Origin of the sequence: Actinomadura luzonensis (assembly GCF_022664455.2) — a bacterium.
In the GTDB taxonomy this organism is placed as follows: Bacteria; Actinomycetota; Actinomycetes; order Streptosporangiales; family Streptosporangiaceae; genus Nonomuraea; species Nonomuraea luzonensis.
In genome coordinates this window covers 2,275,456-2,294,602 of the sequence record NZ_JAKRKC020000002.1, presented here as the reverse complement: position 1 = coordinate 2,294,602, position 19,147 = coordinate 2,275,456, and the positions used below count along the sequence as shown (strand labels likewise).

Annotated in this window: 16 protein-coding genes; 10 read left to right on the top strand and 6 right to left on the bottom strand. The window is 75.5% G+C overall.

Going from position 1 to position 19,147, the window contains the following annotated elements:
- Nucleotides 1-23: 23 nt before the first annotated feature.
- The 5 genes from MF672_RS41025 (at nucleotide 24) to MF672_RS41005 (ending at nucleotide 6,159) form a co-directional block, all read left to right on the top strand.
- Nucleotides 24-992 carry an aliphatic sulfonate ABC transporter substrate-binding protein gene (locus MF672_RS41025; RefSeq protein ID WP_242381873.1) on the top strand — a complete coding sequence of 323 codons (969 nt, stop codon included), beginning with the start codon at nucleotides 24-26 and terminating at the stop codon, nucleotides 990-992.
- Nucleotides 989-2,458, top strand: coding sequence for a sulfatase family protein (locus tag MF672_RS41020; protein WP_242381872.1), 1,470 nt, complete (start codon nucleotides 989-991; stop codon nucleotides 2,456-2,458). Before MF672_RS41025 ends, MF672_RS41020 begins: the two co-directional genes overlap by 4 nt.
- Before the next feature lie 95 nt (nucleotides 2,459-2,553).
- Nucleotides 2,554-3,732, top strand: a complete 1,179-nt coding sequence (locus tag MF672_RS41015; RefSeq protein ID WP_247815681.1) for a hypothetical protein — start codon at nucleotides 2,554-2,556, stop codon at nucleotides 3,730-3,732.
- Nucleotides 3,729-4,040, top strand: a complete 312-nt coding sequence (locus tag MF672_RS41010) for a hypothetical protein (protein WP_242383747.1) — start codon at nucleotides 3,729-3,731, stop codon at nucleotides 4,038-4,040. Before MF672_RS41015 ends, MF672_RS41010 begins: the two co-directional genes overlap by 4 nt.
- 136 nt (nucleotides 4,041-4,176) lie before the next feature.
- Complete coding sequence (locus MF672_RS41005; RefSeq protein ID WP_242383746.1) at nucleotides 4,177-6,159, top strand: glycosyl hydrolase family 28-related protein; 1,983 nt, start codon at nucleotides 4,177-4,179, stop codon at nucleotides 6,157-6,159.
- 23 nt (nucleotides 6,160-6,182) lie between these two features.
- Here MF672_RS41005 and MF672_RS41000 read toward each other — a convergent pair whose 3' ends face one another.
- Nucleotides 6,183-7,055 carry a fumarylacetoacetate hydrolase family protein gene (locus MF672_RS41000; protein ID WP_247815680.1) on the bottom strand — a complete coding sequence of 291 codons (873 nt, stop codon included), beginning with the start codon at nucleotides 7,053-7,055 and terminating at the stop codon, nucleotides 6,183-6,185.
- 18 nt (nucleotides 7,056-7,073) lie between these two features.
- A complete protein-coding gene (locus MF672_RS40995) occupies nucleotides 7,074-7,604 on the bottom strand; it encodes a hypothetical protein (protein WP_247815679.1) in 531 nt (176 codons plus the stop codon).
- 56 nt (nucleotides 7,605-7,660) lie between these two features.
- Between MF672_RS40995 and MF672_RS40990 the strand changes: the two genes are divergently transcribed.
- Nucleotides 7,661-8,635: a hypothetical protein gene (locus MF672_RS40990; protein ID WP_247815678.1), complete on the top strand. Its 975-nt coding sequence runs from the start codon at nucleotides 7,661-7,663 to the stop codon at nucleotides 8,633-8,635.
- On the opposite strand, the gene MF672_RS40985 is transcribed toward MF672_RS40990, so the two are convergent.
- Nucleotides 8,632-9,204: a multicopper oxidase family protein gene (locus MF672_RS40985; protein WP_242383742.1), complete on the bottom strand. Its 573-nt coding sequence runs from the start codon at nucleotides 9,202-9,204 to the stop codon at nucleotides 8,632-8,634. The two genes, MF672_RS40990 and MF672_RS40985, sit on opposite strands and share 4 nt — an antisense overlap.
- A gap of 521 nt (nucleotides 9,205-9,725) precedes the next feature.
- Here MF672_RS40985 and MF672_RS40980 point away from each other — a divergent pair.
- Together MF672_RS40980 and MF672_RS40975 are read left to right on the top strand one after the other, a co-directional pair.
- A complete protein-coding gene (locus MF672_RS40980; protein WP_247815677.1) occupies nucleotides 9,726-10,982 on the top strand; it encodes a sensor histidine kinase in 1,257 nt (418 codons plus the stop codon).
- Complete coding sequence (locus tag MF672_RS40975) at nucleotides 10,979-11,647, top strand: response regulator (RefSeq protein WP_247815676.1); 669 nt, start codon at nucleotides 10,979-10,981, stop codon at nucleotides 11,645-11,647. Before MF672_RS40980 ends, MF672_RS40975 begins: the two co-directional genes overlap by 4 nt.
- Before the next feature lie 132 nt (nucleotides 11,648-11,779).
- Here the strand turns inward: MF672_RS40975 and MF672_RS40970 are convergent, their stop codons facing one another.
- Nucleotides 11,780-13,006 (bottom strand): L,D-transpeptidase, encoded by a 1,227-nt coding sequence (locus MF672_RS40970; protein WP_242383929.1) that lies wholly within the window; start codon nucleotides 13,004-13,006, stop codon nucleotides 11,780-11,782.
- A gap of 117 nt (nucleotides 13,007-13,123) precedes the next feature.
- Between MF672_RS40970 and MF672_RS40965 the strand changes: the two genes are divergently transcribed.
- Nucleotides 13,124-16,390 carry a glucodextranase DOMON-like domain-containing protein gene (locus MF672_RS40965; protein WP_247815675.1) on the top strand — a complete coding sequence of 1,089 codons (3,267 nt, stop codon included), beginning with the start codon at nucleotides 13,124-13,126 and terminating at the stop codon, nucleotides 16,388-16,390.
- Nucleotides 16,391-16,405: 15 nt separating this feature from the next.
- On the opposite strand, the gene MF672_RS40960 is transcribed toward MF672_RS40965, so the two are convergent.
- Nucleotides 16,406-17,059, bottom strand: a complete 654-nt coding sequence (locus MF672_RS40960) for a hypothetical protein (protein WP_242384031.1) — start codon at nucleotides 17,057-17,059, stop codon at nucleotides 16,406-16,408.
- Between the two features lie 370 nt (nucleotides 17,060-17,429).
- On the opposite strand from MF672_RS40960, the gene MF672_RS40955 reads away from it, so the two are divergent.
- Nucleotides 17,430-18,311, top strand: coding sequence for a polysaccharide deacetylase family protein (locus tag MF672_RS40955; RefSeq protein ID WP_242384032.1), 882 nt, complete (start codon nucleotides 17,430-17,432; stop codon nucleotides 18,309-18,311).
- Between the two features lie 221 nt (nucleotides 18,312-18,532).
- Here MF672_RS40955 and MF672_RS40950 read toward each other — a convergent pair whose 3' ends face one another.
- A complete protein-coding gene (locus tag MF672_RS40950) occupies nucleotides 18,533-18,862 on the bottom strand; it encodes a hypothetical protein (RefSeq protein ID WP_247815674.1) in 330 nt (109 codons plus the stop codon).
- Nucleotides 18,863-19,147 lie beyond the last annotated feature (285 nt).

The following is a 19,147-nucleotide window of genomic DNA, read 5'->3' as shown; positions in this document are numbered from 1 at the left end:
CCCCCGGAAAGGATCCACCCGCCATGCGTTCTGTTCGCCGCGCCCTGACGGCCGCCACGGCCGTGAGCCTCCTGGCACTGTCCGTCACCGCCTGCTCCGACGACGGCACCACCGTCCGCTTCGGCTACATCAGCGACTACAACGGCGCGAGCCTGCTCGCCATCGCCCAGAAGCAGGGGCTGTGGGAGAAGCAGGGCCTCACGCCCGAGATCAAGGTCTTCACCAATGGACCGCTCCAGATCCAGGCGCTCGGCGCCGGCGACCTGGACTTCGGCTACATCGGCCCCGGCGCCATGTGGCTGCCCGCCTCCGGCAAGGCCAAGGTCGTCGCGATCAACACGCTCGCCTACGCCGACCGCGTCATCGGCCGGCCCGGCGTGGCGAGCATGGCGGACCTGAAGGGCAAGAAGGTCGGCGTGCCCGAGGGCACCTCCGGCGACATGGTGCTCAACCTGGCGCTGAAGAAGGCCGGCATGACGGCCGCGGACATCCAGAAGGTGCCGATGGACCCGGCGACGGTCGTCTCGGCGTTCTCCGCCGGCCAGATCGACGGCGCCGGCATCTGGTACCCGCTGATCGACACGATCAAGCAGAAGGTGCCCGGCCTGACGGAGCTGGCCAGCACCAAGGAGTTCCCCGACAACTCGTTCCCGACGGCGTTCGTCGGCGGCACCAAGGTGGACCAGGAGCTGACCACCAAGGTGATCAAGGTGTTGCAGGAGGCCAACGACTGGCGGGCCGCGCACCCCGAGGAGTCGATCACCGAGGCGGCGGGGCTGCTCAAGCTCGACCCGGCCAAGGTCAAGGCCGACGCGGCGAACGTGCGGACCATGACGACCGCCGACCTGGTCGCCAAGACCAAGGACGGCACGGTCGCCAAGTGGCTGAACAGCCTCGGCGACTTCTTCGTCGGCACCGGCCAGCTCAAGTCGCGGCCCGACCCGGCGACGTACTACACCGGCGACCTCTACGAGAAGGCTTCCAGCAAGTGAACCTGCTGTTCCTCATGACCGACCAGCACCGCGTGGACACCCTGGGCTGCTACGGCAACCCGCACGTGGCCACGCCCAACCTCGACCGGCTGGCGGCGACCGGCACGCGGTTCGACCGGTTCTACACGCCGACGGCTATCTGCACGCCGGCGCGGGCCAGCCTGCTCACCGGGCAGGCCCCGTTCCGGCACCGGCTGCTGGCCAACTACGAGCGCAACGTGGGCTACCTGGAGGACCTGCGCGAGGACGCCTTCACCTTCCCCGGCGCGCTGAAGGAGCAGGGCTACCAGCTCGGGCTGATCGGCAAGTGGCACGGCGGCACGCACAGGAACGCCGCCTCCTACGGCTTCGACGGGCCCGACCTGCCCGGCTGGCACAATCCGGTGGACCACCCCGACTACCTGGCCTACCTGGAGGAGCGGGGGCTGCCGCCGTACCGGATCTCGGACCTGATCAGGGGGACGACGCCGAACGGCAACCCGGGCAACCTGCTGGCCGCGCGGCTGCACCAGCCGGTCGAGGCCACCTTCGAGCACTACCTGGCGACGCGGGCGATCGAGCACCTGGACCGGTACGCCGCCGACGGCCGCCCGTTCTACCTGGCCACGCACTTCTTCGGGCCGCACCTGCCGTACCTGCTGCCGGACGAGTACTTCGACATGTACGACCCGGCGCTGGTGGAGCTGCCGCCGTCGATCGCGGAGACGTTCGAGGGCAAGCCGCCGGTGCAGCGCAACTACAGCGACCACTGGACGTTCGACACGATCCCGATCGAGGTCACCCGCAAGCTGATCGCGGTCTACTGGGGGTACGTGACGCTGATCGACCAGCAGGTCGGGCGCGTCCTCGACCGGCTCGACGAGCTGGGGCTGGGCGACCGTACGGCGGTGTTCTTCACCGCCGACCACGGCGAGTTCACCGGCGCCCACCGGCTGCACGACAAGGGCCCGGCCATGTACGAGGACATCTACCGCATCCCGGGCCTGGTCCGCATCCCGGGCGCGCCGCCGCAGGTCAGGGACGAGTTCGTGACGCTCACCGACTGCACGGCGACGATCCTGGAGCTGGCCGGCTGCGACCCGGAGCCGGCCGTGGACAGCCGCAGCCTGGTGCCGCTGGTGCGCGGCGAGCGTCCGGAGTGGCCGGGCGAGCTGCTGGCCGAGTTCCACGGCCACCACTTCCCCTACCCGCAGCGGATGATCCGCGACGACCGCTACAAGCTCGTCGTCAACCCGGAGTCCGTCAACGAGCTGTACGACCTGCGGGCCGACCCGCACGAGCTGAGCAACCGCTACACCCACCCCGAGCTGGCCCCGGTCCGCCGCCGCCTGATGCGCAGGCTGTACGACCTGCTGCGCGGGCGCGGCGACAACTTCTACCACTGGATGACCCCGATGTACGACATCGGCGCCTCGGACTACGACCCCACCCTCAGCTCCTTCGAGAAGGAGAGCGCCGCCGGATGATTCCCGTTGCGCATGGCACGCCCAAAGCCCTGCGACACGCCGCCAGGTGTGCTTGACTCCCGCCCTATAAACACACCCTCTGGGAGGGTTTGACCATGGGGGAGTTCGTGGGGATCGACCCCAGCGGAGCACACGATCTCATCCACCGCCTGGAGGCGGGCGAAGGGCTCCTGGGCAGCGTGCGTCCACTGCTGGACGCGGCCGTGGCGGAGGCGGGCGAGGACTGGTCCGGCCGCCACGGCACCGCCGCCCTGGCCCGCGTCGCGGCCTTCCTCCAGGACGCGCGGCGCGAGCTCAGGTGGCGCATCGACGCCGCCGAGCAGCTCGTGCCGGTGCGGGAGCGCGGCCTGATCAGGGTCGCGTTCCCGTTCGCCGAGGAGGCGGAGGCCACGCGGGCGGCCGGCACGACGGCCGCGGCCGTCCTCGCCGCCCTGGGCCTGCCCCCGCCTGCCCCCGGCCGGGCCGCGGGTGCCAGCCGCGTCGCCGGAACCAGCCGCTCCGGCGACGCGGCCCCACCCGGATCCGCCCGGCCGGGCGCCCTGCGCGCCCTGGCGGACGAGCGGGCGTCGGCGGTCGAGCGGGCGACGGTGATCGAGCGGGCCTTGGCGGTCGAGCGGGCGTTGGCCGGGGACGGCGCGGTGGCCGGGGATCCGGCGTACGCGGCGGCCCTGCTCGCGGCGCTCGGCCCCGACGGCCTCGTCCTCGCGCTGCGCTGCTGGACGGAGGCCGAGGCCGCCGGCGAGCGGGAGGGCCTGCCGCCGGCCGCGCTGGCCCGCGCCGCCGCCGCCTCCCCCGGCCTGCTGGCCCGGGCCTTCGCCGCCGCCGAGCGCACCGCCCGGCTCGGCGAGGAGTGGCGCGAACTGCCCGTGACGGCCCCGGCCGACGTCCTGACGACGCTGCTCGCGCTGGGCCGCCCGTCCGGCGCGTTCCTCACCGTGGTGGCCGTCGAGCTGCTGAACCGCCGCCCCGACGCCGGCCCCGACTGGAACCTGCACCACCTCGTGCACGCCTGCCGCGCCCGCCCCGAGGCGTTCCAGGAGCTGCTGGCCGAGCATCCGAAGGAGACCGGCGTCCTGCTGGACGCCTACGCCCTCGGCACCCACCCCGCCTACGAGCGGGCCCTCGCCGGAGCCCTGCACGCCGCGCTGGAGCCGGGCGCGGGCGCGGACGGCCTGCGCGAGCGGGCCTGGCTCGGCCTCGTCGGCGCGCTCGACGGCGAGCACCCGCTCTGGCACGCCCTCGAACCCGCGCTGCACGCCGGAGGCCGACCATGACCACCACCAGGCACCAGCTGCTCCGGCAGGCCGCCGAGAAGGAGGCGCTGGCCTCCACGTTCGCCCGGTACGCCAAGCGCCTGACGGGCGCGTTCGACGGCGTCCCGGTGCGGCGGCAGGAGTGCGAGACGTACTGGAGCGGCCCGGCCGCGGGCCGGTTCGCGGCGCGCGCCGCCGGGCTGCGGCGGGAGCTGGCCGAGCTGGAGGACTCCTGCCTGGCCACGGCCGAGCGGCTGCGCCGCCGCGCCCGCCGGCTCCGCGAGGACGCGGCCGCCGCCGCGGCACAGGACGACCAGTGGGCCGGGTGACCACGCAATAAGCCGCAAGCACTTGCGTTCCTACGCAAGAAGTCGGCGAAAAGACGAAAGTTCTGCACAACGCCTTGTGGAGGGCGGTGCGGGGGACCTACTGTCGCGTCACCCCCCCCGAGAGAAGCGAGCCCCCATGCGTCGCATGCCCCTCCCGGCCGTCCCGGCCACCCTGGCCTTACTGGCCTTGCTGGCCGCGGGCGTCGTGCCGCCCGCCTCCGCCACCGCCGCGACCGCCACCGCCGGAGCCACTACCGCCGGAGCCGGGCCCGTCGTGACGCGGGCCGCCCTGGACCCGGCGCTGGTCGCCGGCCGGGGCGCGCCCGTGGACTTCGCCGAGCAGGAGGCCGAGAACGCCGCCACCGACGGCACGGTCATCGGCCCGGACCGCACCGCCTACACGCTGCCCGCCGAGGCGTCCGGCCGCAAGGCGGTCAGGCTGACGCCCGGACAGCACGTCGAGTTCACACTGCCGGCCGCGGCCAACGCCGTCACCGTGCGCTACAGCATCCCGGACGCGCCCGGCGGCGGCGGGATCACCGCGCCGCTGGAGGTCACGGTCAACGGCGGCCACCGCCGCACCATGACGCTGACCTCGCAGTACGCCTGGCTGTACAACCAGTACCCGTTCAGCAACGACCCGCAGGCCGACCTGCTGCACCCCGACTGGTGGATCACCGAGTGCTCCTGCGTGCCGAGCGCCACCACGCCGCCGCCGGTCATCGCCAAGCCGTTCCGGCCGAGCCACTTCTACGACGAGCAGCGGCTGCTGCTCGGCCGCGCGTTCCGGGCCGGCGACCGGGTGCGCCTGACCGCCCCGGCGGGCACCGCCGCGGCCTGGACCGTCATCGACCTGATGGACTCCCAGCTCGTCGGCCCGCCCAAGGTGGAGCCGGTCGCCGCGAACGTGCTCGCGTTCGGCGCCGACCCGGCCGGGCGGCGCGACTCGGCCGCCGCGTTCGACCGGGCCATCGCCTTCGCCAAGCGGGCCCGGCTCAAGGTGTACGTGCCGCCGGGCACGTACCAGGTGAACCGGCACGTCATCGTGGACGGCGTGACCATCACGGGCGCCGGGAACTGGTACACGATCGTCAAGGGCCGCGGCGTCGGCTTCTACGGCAGGGACGCCGCCGACGGCGGCAGCCGCGACGTGCGCCTGTCGGGCTTCGCCATCGAGGGCGACGTGCGCGAGCGCGTCGACGACGACCAGGTCAACGGCATCGGCGGCGCGATGAGCGACTCCACGATCGAGGGCCTGCACCTCCGCCACACCAAGGCCGGCATGTGGTTCGACGGCCCGATAACGAACCTGCGGATCACCGGCAACATGATCGTCGACCAGATCGCCGACGCGGTCAACTTCCACACCGGCGTCACGAATTCGGTGGTGGCGGGCAACTTCGTCCGCAACACCGGCGACGACGGCCTCGCCATGTGGTCGGACCAGGTGGCCGACGCGGGCAACCGGTTCGAGCGCAACACCGTGCAGTCGCCCGTGCTGGCCAACGGCATCGCCGTGTACGGCGGCCGGGACAACACGATCTCCGGCAACCTGGTGGCCGACCCCGTCCGCGAGGGCAGCGCGCTGCAGGTCGGCTCCCGGTTCGGGGCCGAGCCGTTCGAGGGGCGGCTGACGATCGACGGCAACACCACCGTGCGGTCGGGGACGTACGAGCTGAACTGGAACATCGGGCTCGGCGCGCTGTGGTTCTACGCGCTGGAGCGGGACATCGCCGCCGACGCGCGGATCACCGGCAACCACTTCCTCGACAACACCTACAACGCGATCATGCTGGTCAGCGAGTGGTCGGTGAAGGACCTCTACTCGATCACGAACGTGCACGTCAAGGACACCCGGGTGGACGGGACCGGCACGTCGGTGGTGAGCGCCCGCGCCAAGGGCTGGGCGACGTTCGAGAACGTGGACGCGCGCAACGTCGGCGCGGTCGGCGTCAACAACTGCGGCTCCTTCGGCTTCCCGCCCACCGGCTCGGAGTTCTCGCTGACCGACCTCGGGGGCAACGACGGCGGCTGGCTCGCGCCCTGGCTGCTGCCGAACACCATCACCTGCGACGACCGCCCGCCGGTGGTGCCGCCCCCGCCGCCGTCCCCCTGGTGACGCCGGGGGCGGGACCCCGCGCCCTACTCCTGGCGCATCGCGTCGAGCCCCCTGACCACGGTGGTGGTCAGGGTGCCGACCTCGCCGACGCCGATGGTGACCGTGTCGCCGTCCTGGAGGGTGAACGGCAGGTCGGGGACCAGGCTGGTGCCGGTGGCGAGGACGGCGCCGTCGGGGAAGACGTCGGCGCGGAACAGGTAGCCGGCCAGCTCGTCGAGGCGGCGGTGCAGCTCCGAGGTGGACGACTTGCCGTCCCACACCGTCTCGCCGCCGCGCGCGATGGTGAGCGTGATGTCCAGCGCGTACGGGTCGGCGACCTCCCACGCGGGCCGGACCGCCGGGCCGACCGCGCACGCGCCCAGGTAGATCTTGGCCTGCGGCAGGTAGAGCGGGTTGACGCCCTCGATGGTGCGGGAGCTGACGTCGTCCACGACCGTGTAGCCGACGATCTCGCCGGCCGCGTTGAGCACCAGGCCCAGCTCCGGCTCGGGCACGTCGATCTCGGAGTCGGCGCGCACCGCGATGCGCCCGCCGTCGCCGGCCACCTTCCATGCGACGGACTTGAAGAACAGCTCGGGCCGCTCGGCGTCGTACACCAGCTCGTACACGTCGGCGGCCCGCTCGCTCTCCAGCACCCGCGCCTCGCGCGAGCGCCGGTAGGTGACGCCCGCCGCCCACACCTCCATCCGCCCGTCGACCGGGGCCAGCCTGCGCATCGCCGCCGAGGGGTGCCGGGGGCCGTCGGCGGCCTCCAGACGCTCGCGCAGCTCGGCGGCGGGCAGCCGCAGCAGCTCGGCGACCGTGGTGACGCCGGACAGCTCGGCCACCTGCTCGCCGTCGTCGACGCCGACCGCGTCCGTGCCGGTCAGGGGGCTGACGAAGCGTACGATGTGCATGCCTGCTCCTCGCTTTGATCAGATGAAGTGACCCATCTGAGGGCAAGTCTCCCCTACTCCTTGATCCGCCGCCGCGCGGGGGCGCCGTCCCCCTGCTCCCGTGAGACGGTCGTGATCGTGCCGCCCACCAGCCGCCCGGCGGCGGCCACGGCCGCGAGACGGGCGCAGAGCTCCTCCGCCGTCCCCGCCGTCCAGCTCGACGCTCCAGCCGGGCGCGGCCGGCGGCTCGACGGCGGGCGTGCCCACCAGGTGCAGGCCCAGGTCCAGCAGCCGGGACGCCAGGCCGTCCACCGGGTCACGGTCGCCGAAGGTCAGCCTGGAGACGGGCTCGAGCAGCAGGGCCGGGTAGGGCAGCCACATCACGAGCACCCGGCTCGTCGTCGTCCTCTCCTCGGCGACGTACCGGTCCCGCAGGCCGGGCACGTCGAACACGCCGCTGGGAACGCACTCCTGGTGGGTCAGCGTGATCAGGCTGAACGAGCCGTCACGCAGCAGGACGACCGCGGCCGGCCGGGGCAGCGTACCGGCCACCGCGGCGCCGCAGGCCACCTCGGCATAACGGCCCCCGGCGCGGCCATCGCTTGGTGTAATCGTGCGCGTACGCAGTGCGACACGACCTCTCCAGGACGGTGACCCCGGTGCCCCTCGACTCCCCTCCCCGGCCCGACGGCGTGACGACGTGGGAGGAGTACGTCGCCGCGCTGCGCACGCTGCGCCTGTGGGCGGGCGCGCGCGGCGACGCCGAGCTGGCCGCGAACGCGCCGGGCCTGACCGTGGCCGAGGTGCGGCGCGTGCTGGGCGAGACCCGGCGGGCGGTGCCGGACCGGCGGGCGGCCGAGCTGATCGTGCGGGCCTGCCTGCTGCTGCGCGAGTGGCCCGAGGAGGAGATCGGGGCCGAGCAGCGCGTGTGGCGGGCCGCCTGGGACGGCGTGCTCGCCGCCGTCCACCGGCCGCGCGGCGGGCGGGGCCGGGCGGTCGCGGCCGGTGTGCTGCTGCCCGCCGTGACCGGTGTGGCGGTCAACCTGGCCACCAGCAACACCGGCGATCCCTGGGCGTGGGGCGCGGTCGGGCTGGTGCTGGTGGCGCACGCCTCGCTGCTGGCGGCCGGGCCGGCGCGGTGGGTGCGCGAGCCCGTGCTGGTGGGGACGGCGTCGGCGGTGGCGGTCGCGGTGACCGTCGCGCTGGTGCTGGCCTTCGATGCCGCCGCCCCGCCGCCGGCGTCGCGCGCGGCCCTGCCGTCCGGGTCCCCGCCGCCGGCGCCTGAGGCGTGCCGTGAGACACCCGTGCGGCCCGCCATCATCCGGCCGGACGATCCGGACCTCCGCCGCACCTGGCGGTTCGGCTACTCCTGCCCGAACGACCCGGCCCCCGTCCACCTCGGCCCGGACGCCACGACCAGGACGACCGGGCTGCTCAAGACCACCGTGAGCCTCTTCCTCTGCCGCACGGGCAAGGCGGGCCGCTACTGGTACCGCACGGTGGCCGACGTGGCGTACGAGGGGAGGGGGTGGGGGTACGTCTCCGAGGCGTACGTGCACGCCCCGCACCCGGTCCCCGGCCTGGCGCCCTGTCCCGGCTAGACCACCTCGAAGTCGGCCATCATCGCCATGTCCTCGCGCTCCAGGTTGTGGCAGTGCAGCATGTACCGGCCGCGGTGCCCGGCGAAGCGGGCCAGCACGTCCACGACCTCGTACGGCCGCACGTCCACGGTGTCCTTCCACCCGCCGTCGCCGGGCAGCGGGGGCCGGCCGTTGCGCGCCAGCACCAGGAAGTGGGCCAGGTGCAGGTGCACCGGGTGGTGGAAGTCGCTGGTGAACCGCCACACCTCGGCGGTGCCGAGCCTGGGGCGGGCCAGCGGGACGCCGGGCCGGTAGGGCAGCCCGTTGACCGTCCAGGTCTCGTCGGTGCGGCGGAAGTCGAAACGGCGGGTGGCGACCGGCACCGGGCGGGGGGCCGGGCGGGTCAGGACGCGCGGGACGGCGCTGTCGTCGGGGGCGCGGCGGGTGACGACGAAGCGCATGACGTTCCTGGCCGGGCCGTCGCCCAGCGTGTTGACCAGGGTGACCGCGGTGCCGGGCGGGTAGGCGGAGAAGTCGACGAGCACGTCCTGGCGCTCGCCGGGGGCGAGCGGGACCTCCTGGTGGGCCACGGGCGCGCAGGCGCAGGCGGTGGCGGGTGGCGGTGACCTCGGCGACCGGCCAGGGCGCGCCGTTGACGAGGACGACGTCGCCCTCGACCCCGGCCAGGTGGTCGCCGGCCAGGTGCCCTGCCTGGTGATGGCCGCCCACGGGGCCGATCCCGGGGTGGCGGAAGGAGCCGTCCTCGTTGAAGGAGCGGTCGCAGATGAGCAGCGGCAGCTCCCGTTCGCCGCGGGGCAGCGGCAGGGCGTCCTCCTCGTCGTCGCGTACCAGGGCGAGGCCGGCCAGGTGCGCGGTCGCGAGCGCCCGCAGCGCCCAGCGGATCCAGGGAGAGGTGCTCATGGCCCGCCATGCTGCCGGTCGGGGCCCCGGCCGGACGTCGCCCGGCGGAGGGTGATGCGCCGTACTCCCCCGGTGGTACGGGGGCCGCCGCGACCTCGCGCGTACTCCCGGGAGGTGACGCCCGCCGGGGCCCGGACGTACGCCCGGGGGCCGACGCCCGCCCGACGCGCGACCCCCTACGGTGAGGGGCATGAGCAGCCGGAGAACCGACGCCCTGGTGGCGGCAGGCGCGCTGGCCGGGATCGTCGGCGGCACGTACGCCGGCCTGTCGTGGAGCGGCACCGCGGAGCGGCCGCTCGACCCGGCGGGCCTGATCCTGATCACCGTCGCGGCCCTGTCGCTGGCCTGGCGGCGCGCGGCCCCGCTGGCCGCCGGGGCGGTCGCGGTGGCGGCGGCGGCCGGCTACTACTACGCCCAGTACCCGGGGGTGTTCGCCGCCGGGCCGGCGCTGGCCTCGATCTACACCCTCGCCTCGCTCGGCCGCCGGGGGCAGGCGATCGGGCTGGGCGCGGCGCTGGCCGTCCCCGTGTACGGGCTGATGGCGCTGGCCGAGCGGGACCCGGCGGCCGGCTCCGGGATGACGCTGCTGAGCGGCTGGCTGGTCGCGATGGTGGTGGTCGGCGAGGTGGCGCGGAGCCGGCGGGCGTACCTGCGGGCGGTCGAGCAGCGCGCCGAGGAGGCCGAGCGCACCCGCGAGGAGGCGGCGCTGCGCCGGGCCGGCGAGGAGCGGCTGTGGATCGCGCAGGAGCTGCACGACTCGCTCACGCACAGCATCTCCGTGGTGAACGTGCAGGCCGCGGTGGCGGCGGAGCTGCTGGACCGGGACCCGGCGCGGGCCAGGGAGGCGCTGGCGGCGGTGAGGGAGTCGGGCCGGGAGGCGATGCGGGAGCTGCGGGCCACACTGGGCGTGCTGCGGCAGGCGGGCCTTGCGGAGGACGCCCCGGGCGGCGCGCCCGGCGGCGACCGGACGAGCGGCGCGGGAAGCGGCGCGGGAAGCGGCGCGGGAAGCGGCGCGGGAAGCGGCGCGGGAAGCGGCGCGGGAAGCGGCGCGGGGGCCGGGCTGGGCGGGCTGCCGGGGCTGGTGGCGAGGGCCGGCCGGGCGGGGCTGCCGGTGTCGTACGAGGTCACCGGCGAGCCGTACCCCGTGCCGCCCGAGGTGGGGCGGGCCGCGTACCGGATCGCGCAGGAGGCGCTGACCAACGTGCTGCGCCACGCGGGGGCCGCGTCGGTCACGGTGACCCTCGGCTACGATCGCGCCGGGATCACGTTGCACGTGGCCGACGACGGCGAGGGCGGCGGGACCGGGACGGTCACGCCGGGGATGGGGTTGATCGGGATGCGGGAGCGCGCGGTCGCGGCCGGCGGCTCGCTGACGGCGGGGCCCGGCGCGGGCGGCGGTTTCAGCGTGCGCGCCCACCTGCCCGCGTCCGCCGGGGCGGCCCGGTGATCGAGGTCCTGCTGGCCGACGACCAGCCGCTCATCCGCGCCGGTTTCAAGGCGCTGCTGGAGCTGACCGACGACATCCGGGTGGTCGGCGAGGCGGGCGACGGCGCGCACGCGGTGGAGCTGGCCCGGCGGCTGCGCCCCGACGTGGTGCTGCTGGACGTGCGGATGCCGCTGCTGGACGGCATCCAGGCCACCCGCAGGATCGGCGCGGACCCCGATCTGGACGGCGTGCGCGTGGTGATCCTCACCAACTACGCCCTCGACGAGTACGTCTTCGCCGCGCTGCGCGCCGGGGCGAGCGGGTTCCTGCTGAAGGACATCGAGCCCGGCGACCTGCTGCAGTCGGTGCGGGTGGCGGCCCGCGGCGACGCGCTGCTGTCGCCGTCGGTGACGCGCCGGCTCATCGAGGAGTACGTCAGCACCCCGCCGCGCCCGGCGGCGAGGCCGGCCGGGCTGGAGCGGCTGACCGAGCGGGAGCGGGAGATCGTCGCCCTGGTGGGCCGCGGCCTGTCGAACGAGGAGATCGCCGCGCACCTGGTGATCAGCGGGGCCACGGCGAAGACGCACGTGAGCCGGTCGATGACGAAGCTGGGCGTGCGCGACCGGGCGCAGCTCGTCGTGCTCGCCTACGAGTCGGGGCTGGTCGTGCCGGGCGGGCGCGGCTAGAAGGCCAGCAGGAGCTCGTAGACGTTCAGTCCCCAGATCAGCGTCCACAGCAGGACGGCGGCGAACCGGCCGTCCGCCTCCCGTGCCCCGCACATCCGCACCGTCCCGTTTCCCTTCGCTCCGTCCGTCGCTCTACCCGTTGACCGGCTTGCCGAGCGCGCTGCCCGCCAGCCAGTCCGTCCACGACTTGGCCCACGGCGTCGGGCCGTTGCCGAACCGCAGTTTCCTGGAGGTGCCGGTGACCTCGATGATGTCGCCGCGCTGGGTGAACTCGTAGAACCAGCGGGCGTTCTCGGGGCTGGCGTTCACGCAGCCGTGGCTGACGTTGCGGTTGCCCTGCGCGCCGGTGGACCACGGGGCGGCGTGGAAGAACGTGCCGCTGTAGGTCATGCGGACGTTCCACTTGGTACGGATGCGGTATTCGCCCGGCTTGCCGATGGTCGCGGAGTCCATGACGGTCTCGGCGGCCTTCTCCTGCGCGATCATGACGCCGGAGTAGCTGTCGTCGCCGGGCTTGCCCAGGCTGACCGGGATGGTCCTGACGACCTGGCCGTTCTCCCGCACGACCGCCTTGTGGCTGCTCGCGCTCACCTTGGTGATGTGCGAGGGTCCGACGGTGAAGCTCAGGCTCCGGTCCTTCGTGCCCCAGACGCCCTCGCCGGCGCGCAGCCCGGCCAGGTGCGCGGTGACCGTGACCCGCTCGCCCTCCGGCCAGTACTCGCGCGGCCGGAACTGCACCTCGCGGTCGCTCACCCAGCTCCAGGCGCCCTCGACCGGCTCGGACATCCGCACCGTCAGCGCCTTCTCCAGCCTGGCCCGGTCGGCCTTGGCGGTGACCGGCCGCGACAGCAGGAGCTGCACCGGCATGCCCACGCCGACCTTCTCGCCGTCCAGGGGCGACATGCCGCTCTCCAGCGCCCGCCGGGGCTTCAGGGTGGTGAACGTGGCCGTCGCCGTGACCGGTCTGCCGTCGGCGCCGGTGGCCTCGGCCTCGACGGTGTACGCCGCCGAGGGGCGTAACGGCCACCGCGGGCGCCAGGTGCCGTCGGCGGCCAGCGTGCCGCGCACCTCGCGGCCCTTGGCGTCGCTCACGCGCACCCCGGTGACCTTGCCGCCGGTGGCCTGGACGCCGACGCCCGTGTCCGGCGGGACCTGCTTCGCCCCGTCGGCAGGGGTGATCGACAGCCTGGCCGCCGGCGCCTGCTGCGCCGGCGTGCCCGATCCGCCCGGCGCGCCCGGCCCCGTGACGCCGCTGCCGCCGCCGGAGGTGCATCCGGCGGTCAGGAGCAGCGCCGCGGCGAGGCCGCCCGCGATCGTCGTGCCGGTCCGGCCGTTCCGCATCGTCGATGCCTCCCGCATGCGTACCGCTCTGACAGGTCCATGCCCGCGATGGGGGCGAGCATGCGGATCACGGGGTTGACAGGCGGCCGGGGCGGGTCTTCCCTCGACGGTACGGGGGTCGGGAGGGGAGCAGCCATGTCCGCGATTCGACGGTCCGCCCTTGCCGTGATGTGCGCCGCCGCCCTGGCCGCCACGCCCGCCGTGACCGCGCGGGCGGCGGCGCCCGCGCCGGCCGGGCCGGGGGCGATGTCGCACTTCGGCCTGGCCCGCAAGGACTGCGTGGGCACGTCCGCGACCCGGACCTCGAAGGTCTGGTACACGGTCGCGGGGGGCGTCCTGTCGGACGTGTACGAGCCCACGATTGACAATACGAACGTCGAGACGATGCAGTTCATCGTGACCGACGGCCGCACGTTCACCGAGCTGCAGGCGCGCGACACCACCTACGAGGTGGCCACCGGCCGCTCCGGCATGACCTGCACGGTCACCTCCGCCAGCAGGTCCGGCCGCTACCGGCTGACCACCACCTACGTCACCGACCCCGACCGCGACGCCGTCGTGGTCCGCACCCGGCTCCAGCCGCCCGGGCTGCGCCTGTACGTGCGCCTCGACGCCGGCGTGAACGGCAACGGCGGCGGGGGGCCCGCCAACGGCGGCGCTGACGACGCGGTCGTGGACGCCGCCACCGGCGCGCCGGTGCTCTCCGACGACAACACCGTGACCGACGCGACCGCCCGCGACTACGCCGTCCCCACCCACCTGGCGCTGCGGGCCGGGCGGCGGCTGCCGGAGGCGAGCGTCGGCTACGCGGGCACGCCCGGCGACGGCGCCGCCCAGCTCGACGCGGCCCGCGCGCTCACCCCGTACACCGCGGCCCCGGACGGCAACGTGGTCGCCACCGCGCGGCTGCCGCTGGACCCGGGCGGCGAGGCGACGTTCGCGCTCGGCTTCGGCCGCGACCGGGCCGCCGCGCTGCGGGTGGCGGGCGAGGCCGCGAGCCGGCCGTTCGCGGCGACCCTGGCCAGGTACGAGGCCGGCTGGGCGGCCTACGACGCCGGGCTGCGCCGCCCGCCGGCGGCGCACGCCGACCTGTACCGGCTGTCGGCGAACGTGCTGAAGGCGAGCGAGGACAAGACGTTCCCCGGTGCGGTCGCGGCGTCGCTGGCGAGCCCGTGGGGGCAGGCGGTGCCGGCCGGCGAGCCGGTGGGCGGCAAGGCCCGCTACTTCGGCTCCTACCGCGAGGTGTTCGCCCGTGACCTGTACGAGGCGTTCACCGGCTTCCTCGCCGCCGGCGACCTCGCGACGGCCCGGTCCACGGTCCGCTTCCTGCTGGAGCGCCAGCAGTTGCCGGACGGGCGGCTGCCGCGCAACTCGCTGCTCAACGGCCGGCTCGCGCCCGACTCGGGCGGCGACCAGCTCGACGAGACGGCCTACCCGATCCTCATGGCGTACCAGGCGGGGCTGGCCGGCGACGCCGGGCTGTGGGACGACGTGCGCGCCGCGGCCGACTTCCTGACGGCGCGCGGCCCCGCGTTCGGCGTGGAGCGGTGGGAGGAGCAGTCGGGCCACTCGCCGTCCACGATCGCGGCCGAGATCGCCGGGCTGACGGCGGCCGGGGAGATCGCCGAGCGGCAGGGCGACGCGGCCCGCGCCCGGCTCTACCGGGCCACGGCCGACCACTTCGCGCGCTCGGTCAAGGGCTGGACGGTCACCACGACCGGCCCGTACGCGCCCCGCTACTTCCTGCGGCTGTCGCGGACCGGCGACCCGGACGCGGCGGTGTCGTACAACCTGGGCAACGGCGGCCCGACGGAGGACCAGCGGCGCGTGGTGGACGCCGGCTTCCTGGAGCTGACCAGGCTCGGCGTCCTGCCGGCCGGCGACCCGGACGTGCTGGCCAGCCTGCCCGTGCTGGACCGGGTGATCCGGCGCGACACGGCGAGCGGCCCCGGCTGGTACCGCTACGGCGGCGACACCCCGGGCACCGAGGACGGCTACGGCGACTGCCACGAGCCCGACCCGACCTCCTGCGCGCCGTCCGGCCGCCCGTGGCCCACGGGTGACACCGGCTCGGGGCACCTGTGGCCGGTCCTCGCCGGCGAGCGGGCCGAGCAGGCGCTCCAGCGCGGCGACCAGGGCACGGCTGCGGCGCTGCTGCGGGCGATGCGCGGCATGGCGTCCGGCACCGGGCTGGTGCCCGAGCAGGCGTGGGAGAACCCGGACCTGCCCGCCTCGCCGTACGGGAGCGACCCGGCGACCGCCTCGATCGGCTTCCGCGACGGCGGCCCGGCCGGCTCGGCCTCGCCGCTCACCTGGGCGCAGGCCCAGGCGCTGCGGCTGATCCTGTCGCTCGGCGGCACCCGGCCGGTCGAGCAGCCCGCCGTGGTGCGGCAGCGCTACGCGGACCGGGCGGCGCGCCCGCGGCCGCCCCGCTCGCCGTCACCGCCCCGGCCGACGGAGCGCGGTCGCGGCACGTCGGTCGCGGTCGAGGGCAGCACGACGCCGGGCGCGCGGGTGGACGTCGCCGCCGCGCCCGTGGACACCGGCGCGCCCGCCCAGGTGGTGTCAGGGCGGGCGGGCGCGGACGGGACGTTCTCGGTCGCGGCGCCGGTGTCGTTCGGCGAGGTCGCGCTCACGGTGACGGCCACCGCTCCGGGCGGGCGCACCGGCCACGCGCGCCGCTCCGTCACCGGCGACATCACCGGCGCGACGACCGTGCTCGACGTGGCCGACCCCGACGGCGACGACCACGGGCCCGGCACCTACGCCTACCCGACGGCCGCCGACTTCCACGACGGGGCCTTCGACCTGCGCCGCTTCCAGGTGATCACCGACGACACCACCGTCTACCTGCGGGCCGAGCTGCGGGACCTGACGCCGACGTTCGGCAGCCAGATGGGCGCGCAGCTCCTCGACGTCTACGTCCAGGACCCGGCCGTGGCCGAGCGCTCCGCCGAGGCGGCGTTCCCGCAGCGCAACTACCGGCTCGCCGACGCCTGGACGCAGCGGGTGGAGGCCCAGGGCTTCGCCGCGCCCGTGTGGGTGACGGCGGCGGGCGCGGCCCCGGCCGGCGCGGCGGTGCGGGCCTCGGGGACGACCAGGACGATCACGATCGCCTTACCCCGGGACGCCTTCGGCACGCCGGGGCCCGGCTGGCGCTTCGCCGTGGCGCTGACCGGCCAGGACGGGTTCGCCGCCGACCAGGCGCGGGGCTTCGCGCCGACGCCGCAGCCGTACCTGTTCGGGGTGTGCGCCGAGGGCGGGACGGCGCCGCTGTGCGCGGCCGACCCGGCCACCGTCCCGAAGGCGATGGACGTGGTCCTCCCGGCCGGACGGTCGCCGGCGGACGTGCTGAACCCGCAGGCCGGGCCGGTGACCCTGCCCGCCGTCCCCGTCCCCTGAGCGCCCGGGGGCCGGTCAGGCGAAGCGCTCGATCGTGACCGGGATCAGCCCCTGCTCGCGGACCGCCTGCCGGTGGTGGTGCAGCAGCGCGCCCAGCGTGCCGAGGGAGCCGGTGCCGACCCGCACGGTGACGTCCACGCACCAGGCGATCCCCGCCCCGATGCGGCGCAGCTCCCACGTGAAGCCGTGCCCGCCCGCGCTGCCGGACGCCTTGCCGACCACGCGCGGGTCGCCCGTGGGCTCCAGCCGCAGCGCCGCCTGCGCCCCGGCCAGCCCGTCCGCGCCCAGCTCCCCCGCGAACAGGATGCGGTAGCGGCGGGCCTGGGCCGCGCCCGAGCCGAGCCGGAGCGGGGCCGCGGCGGGCAGCGGCTGGCGGCGGCGGAAGTGCCCGCGCAGCTCCTCCTCCTCGGGCAGCTCGCCCCCGCCGAGGCCGGCGTAGGCGTCGCGGGCCTCGGACCGGCTCACCGGCGTGACCCGGGAGCGGAGGGCGCCGTCGGAGCGGATGAGGCGGCTCACCTCCGGCGCGGCCAGCCACTCCCCCGTCTCCGATCCCCACTCGGCGCTGTCGATGCCGGCCGCGGTGAAGTCCTCGCAGAGGACGAACTCCTCCACCAGGACTCCCGCCGGGGACCGGTCATGTGCCGAGGTGGAGATCAGGTAGTAGTCCATTCCCCGCATGATCCCGGGCCCCGGATCGCCGGATCAAGCGTCCGCGCCGTGCGTGCCGAACGGCCGCGCGCCCGGGCGGGGACGGGCGGTGAGGTCCGCCGCGGGCGCGCAGGCTGAGCAGCGCGTCGAGCCGGTCGGCGCCGGCGCTGGGCGATCGCGGTCAGCCTGGTCGCGGTTCCCCGCGGCAGACCGGACTGCATCGTATGTCAGCCCGTCCGCTGCTGGCCTCATGAGGACAAAAGTGTGTCATCCGGAGAACCGTTCGTGGCGAACCAGGCGTGACCGGCAGGTGTCGAATCGTATGGGGGCGGTCCCGGCAGGCGGGACGACCGGGAGCCGCGCCGGGGGCGGCGCGGTTTGGGGGGATCACATGAGCACTGGTGCCAGACGGGGATCGGCGCGGGTGGCGGCCTCGGTCGTCCTGACCGCCGCGGCGCTCGCGACGGTCTCCCACCGTCCGCCGCCGGCGGGAACGGTCCAGGCGGCCACGCGCGACGCCGCCGGCCCGGCCCGCGCCGACGCGGCCACGACCAGGAACGTTCCCGCGTCCGCTACGACCGCGCAGGCCGGCACCGGACAGGACCGCGCCGCGCAGGCCGGCCCCGCGCGGGACCGCGCCGCGACGGCCCGGGGCCGGGCGGTGGACTGCCGCCGCGTCAAGTGCGTGGCCCTCACCTTCGACGACGGCCCAGGGCCGTACACCGACACGCTGCTCCGCCACCTCGCCGCCTACGACGCCCGCGCCACGTTCTTCGTCGTCGGCCAGAACGTCGCCGCCTACCCCTCCGTCCTGCGCCGGGCCGTCGCCGCCGGCCACGAGATCGGCAACCACACCTGGTCGCACCCCGACCTGACGAAGCTGTCGGCCGCCCGGGTGCGCGCCCAGGTGGCGCGCGACGACCAGGCGATCAGGGACGCGGCGGGCCTCACGCCGGCGCTCGTCCGGCCGCCGTACGGGGCCTTCGACGCCACCGTCCGCGCCCAGGTCAAGCGCCCGCTGGTGCTGTGGAGCGTCGACACCCTGGACTGGCTGCACCGCGACAGCGCCCGCGTCGCCCGGGTGGCGATCAGGTCGGCGCGGCCCGGCAGCGTCATCCTGTTCCACGACATCCACCCGACGACCGTGCGGGCCGTTCCGCGGGTGCTGAAGGCGCTGTCCAGGCAGGGGTACGCGTTCGTCACCGTCAGCCGGTTGTTCGGCGGCCGGCCGCCGCGCCTGGTGTACAGCGGAGGGGCGCCGGATCAGCTCTGAGCCGTCCGAGGTAGATGTCTGAACTTTTCGTGACACGCCCCCGTATCTGTCGGTGTGAGCGGTGGTCGCGCATGAAACCCGATCAGGAAGGACGCCTCGGCGGCACCGACAGCAGGGACGGCGCGCAGGCCGGCCGGTCCGGCCTGCGCGGCCCCCGCTCGGCGGTGTTCGCGGTCGTCTGCGTGTACGCCGCGCTCGGGATGCACACGCTGGCCGGCGGCTCAGGCGTCCGCCTGCCGGTCCTCGCCGCCGCCACCGCCCTGACCGCGGCCGGGGCCTACGTGCTGGCCCGCCGCCGGCGCTCCCTGGGGACGCTGGTCGTGGCCGCCTTCGCCGCCCAGTACGGCATGCATCGCCTGTTCGGCCTGGACGCCGCCCCGTCCCTCGCCCACCACGAGCACCCCGGCCACCTCGCCGGGGGCGGCGGGCTGTGGACGCAGCTCGGCATGCCGGCCGCGCACGCCGTCGTCGCCGTGGTGTCCGCCTGGTGGCTGGACCGGGGGGAGACGGCGCTCGCCGCCCTCCTGGCGCTGCTGTGCTGCTCGCTGCACCGGTTGTGGCGCGGCCTGCCCGCCCTCGTCCCGCCGCCCGAGCCGTGCGCGCCGGGACCGGCCGCGTGGGACGCGGCCGGGTGCGGGCGCCCCAGGCCCTCGCGGGCGCGCTGTGCCGGCGTGGCCCGCCCGCCCCGGCAGGCTGACGCAGGCCCACCCCGCGACCGCCGCGCCCCACGGCCGCCGCGCCCCACGGCCAACCCGCCGCGCGGCCAACCCGCCGTGCCCGCACTCCGCGGGCCATCCCGCCGCGCCCGCACTCCGCGGGCCACCCCGCCGCCCTGC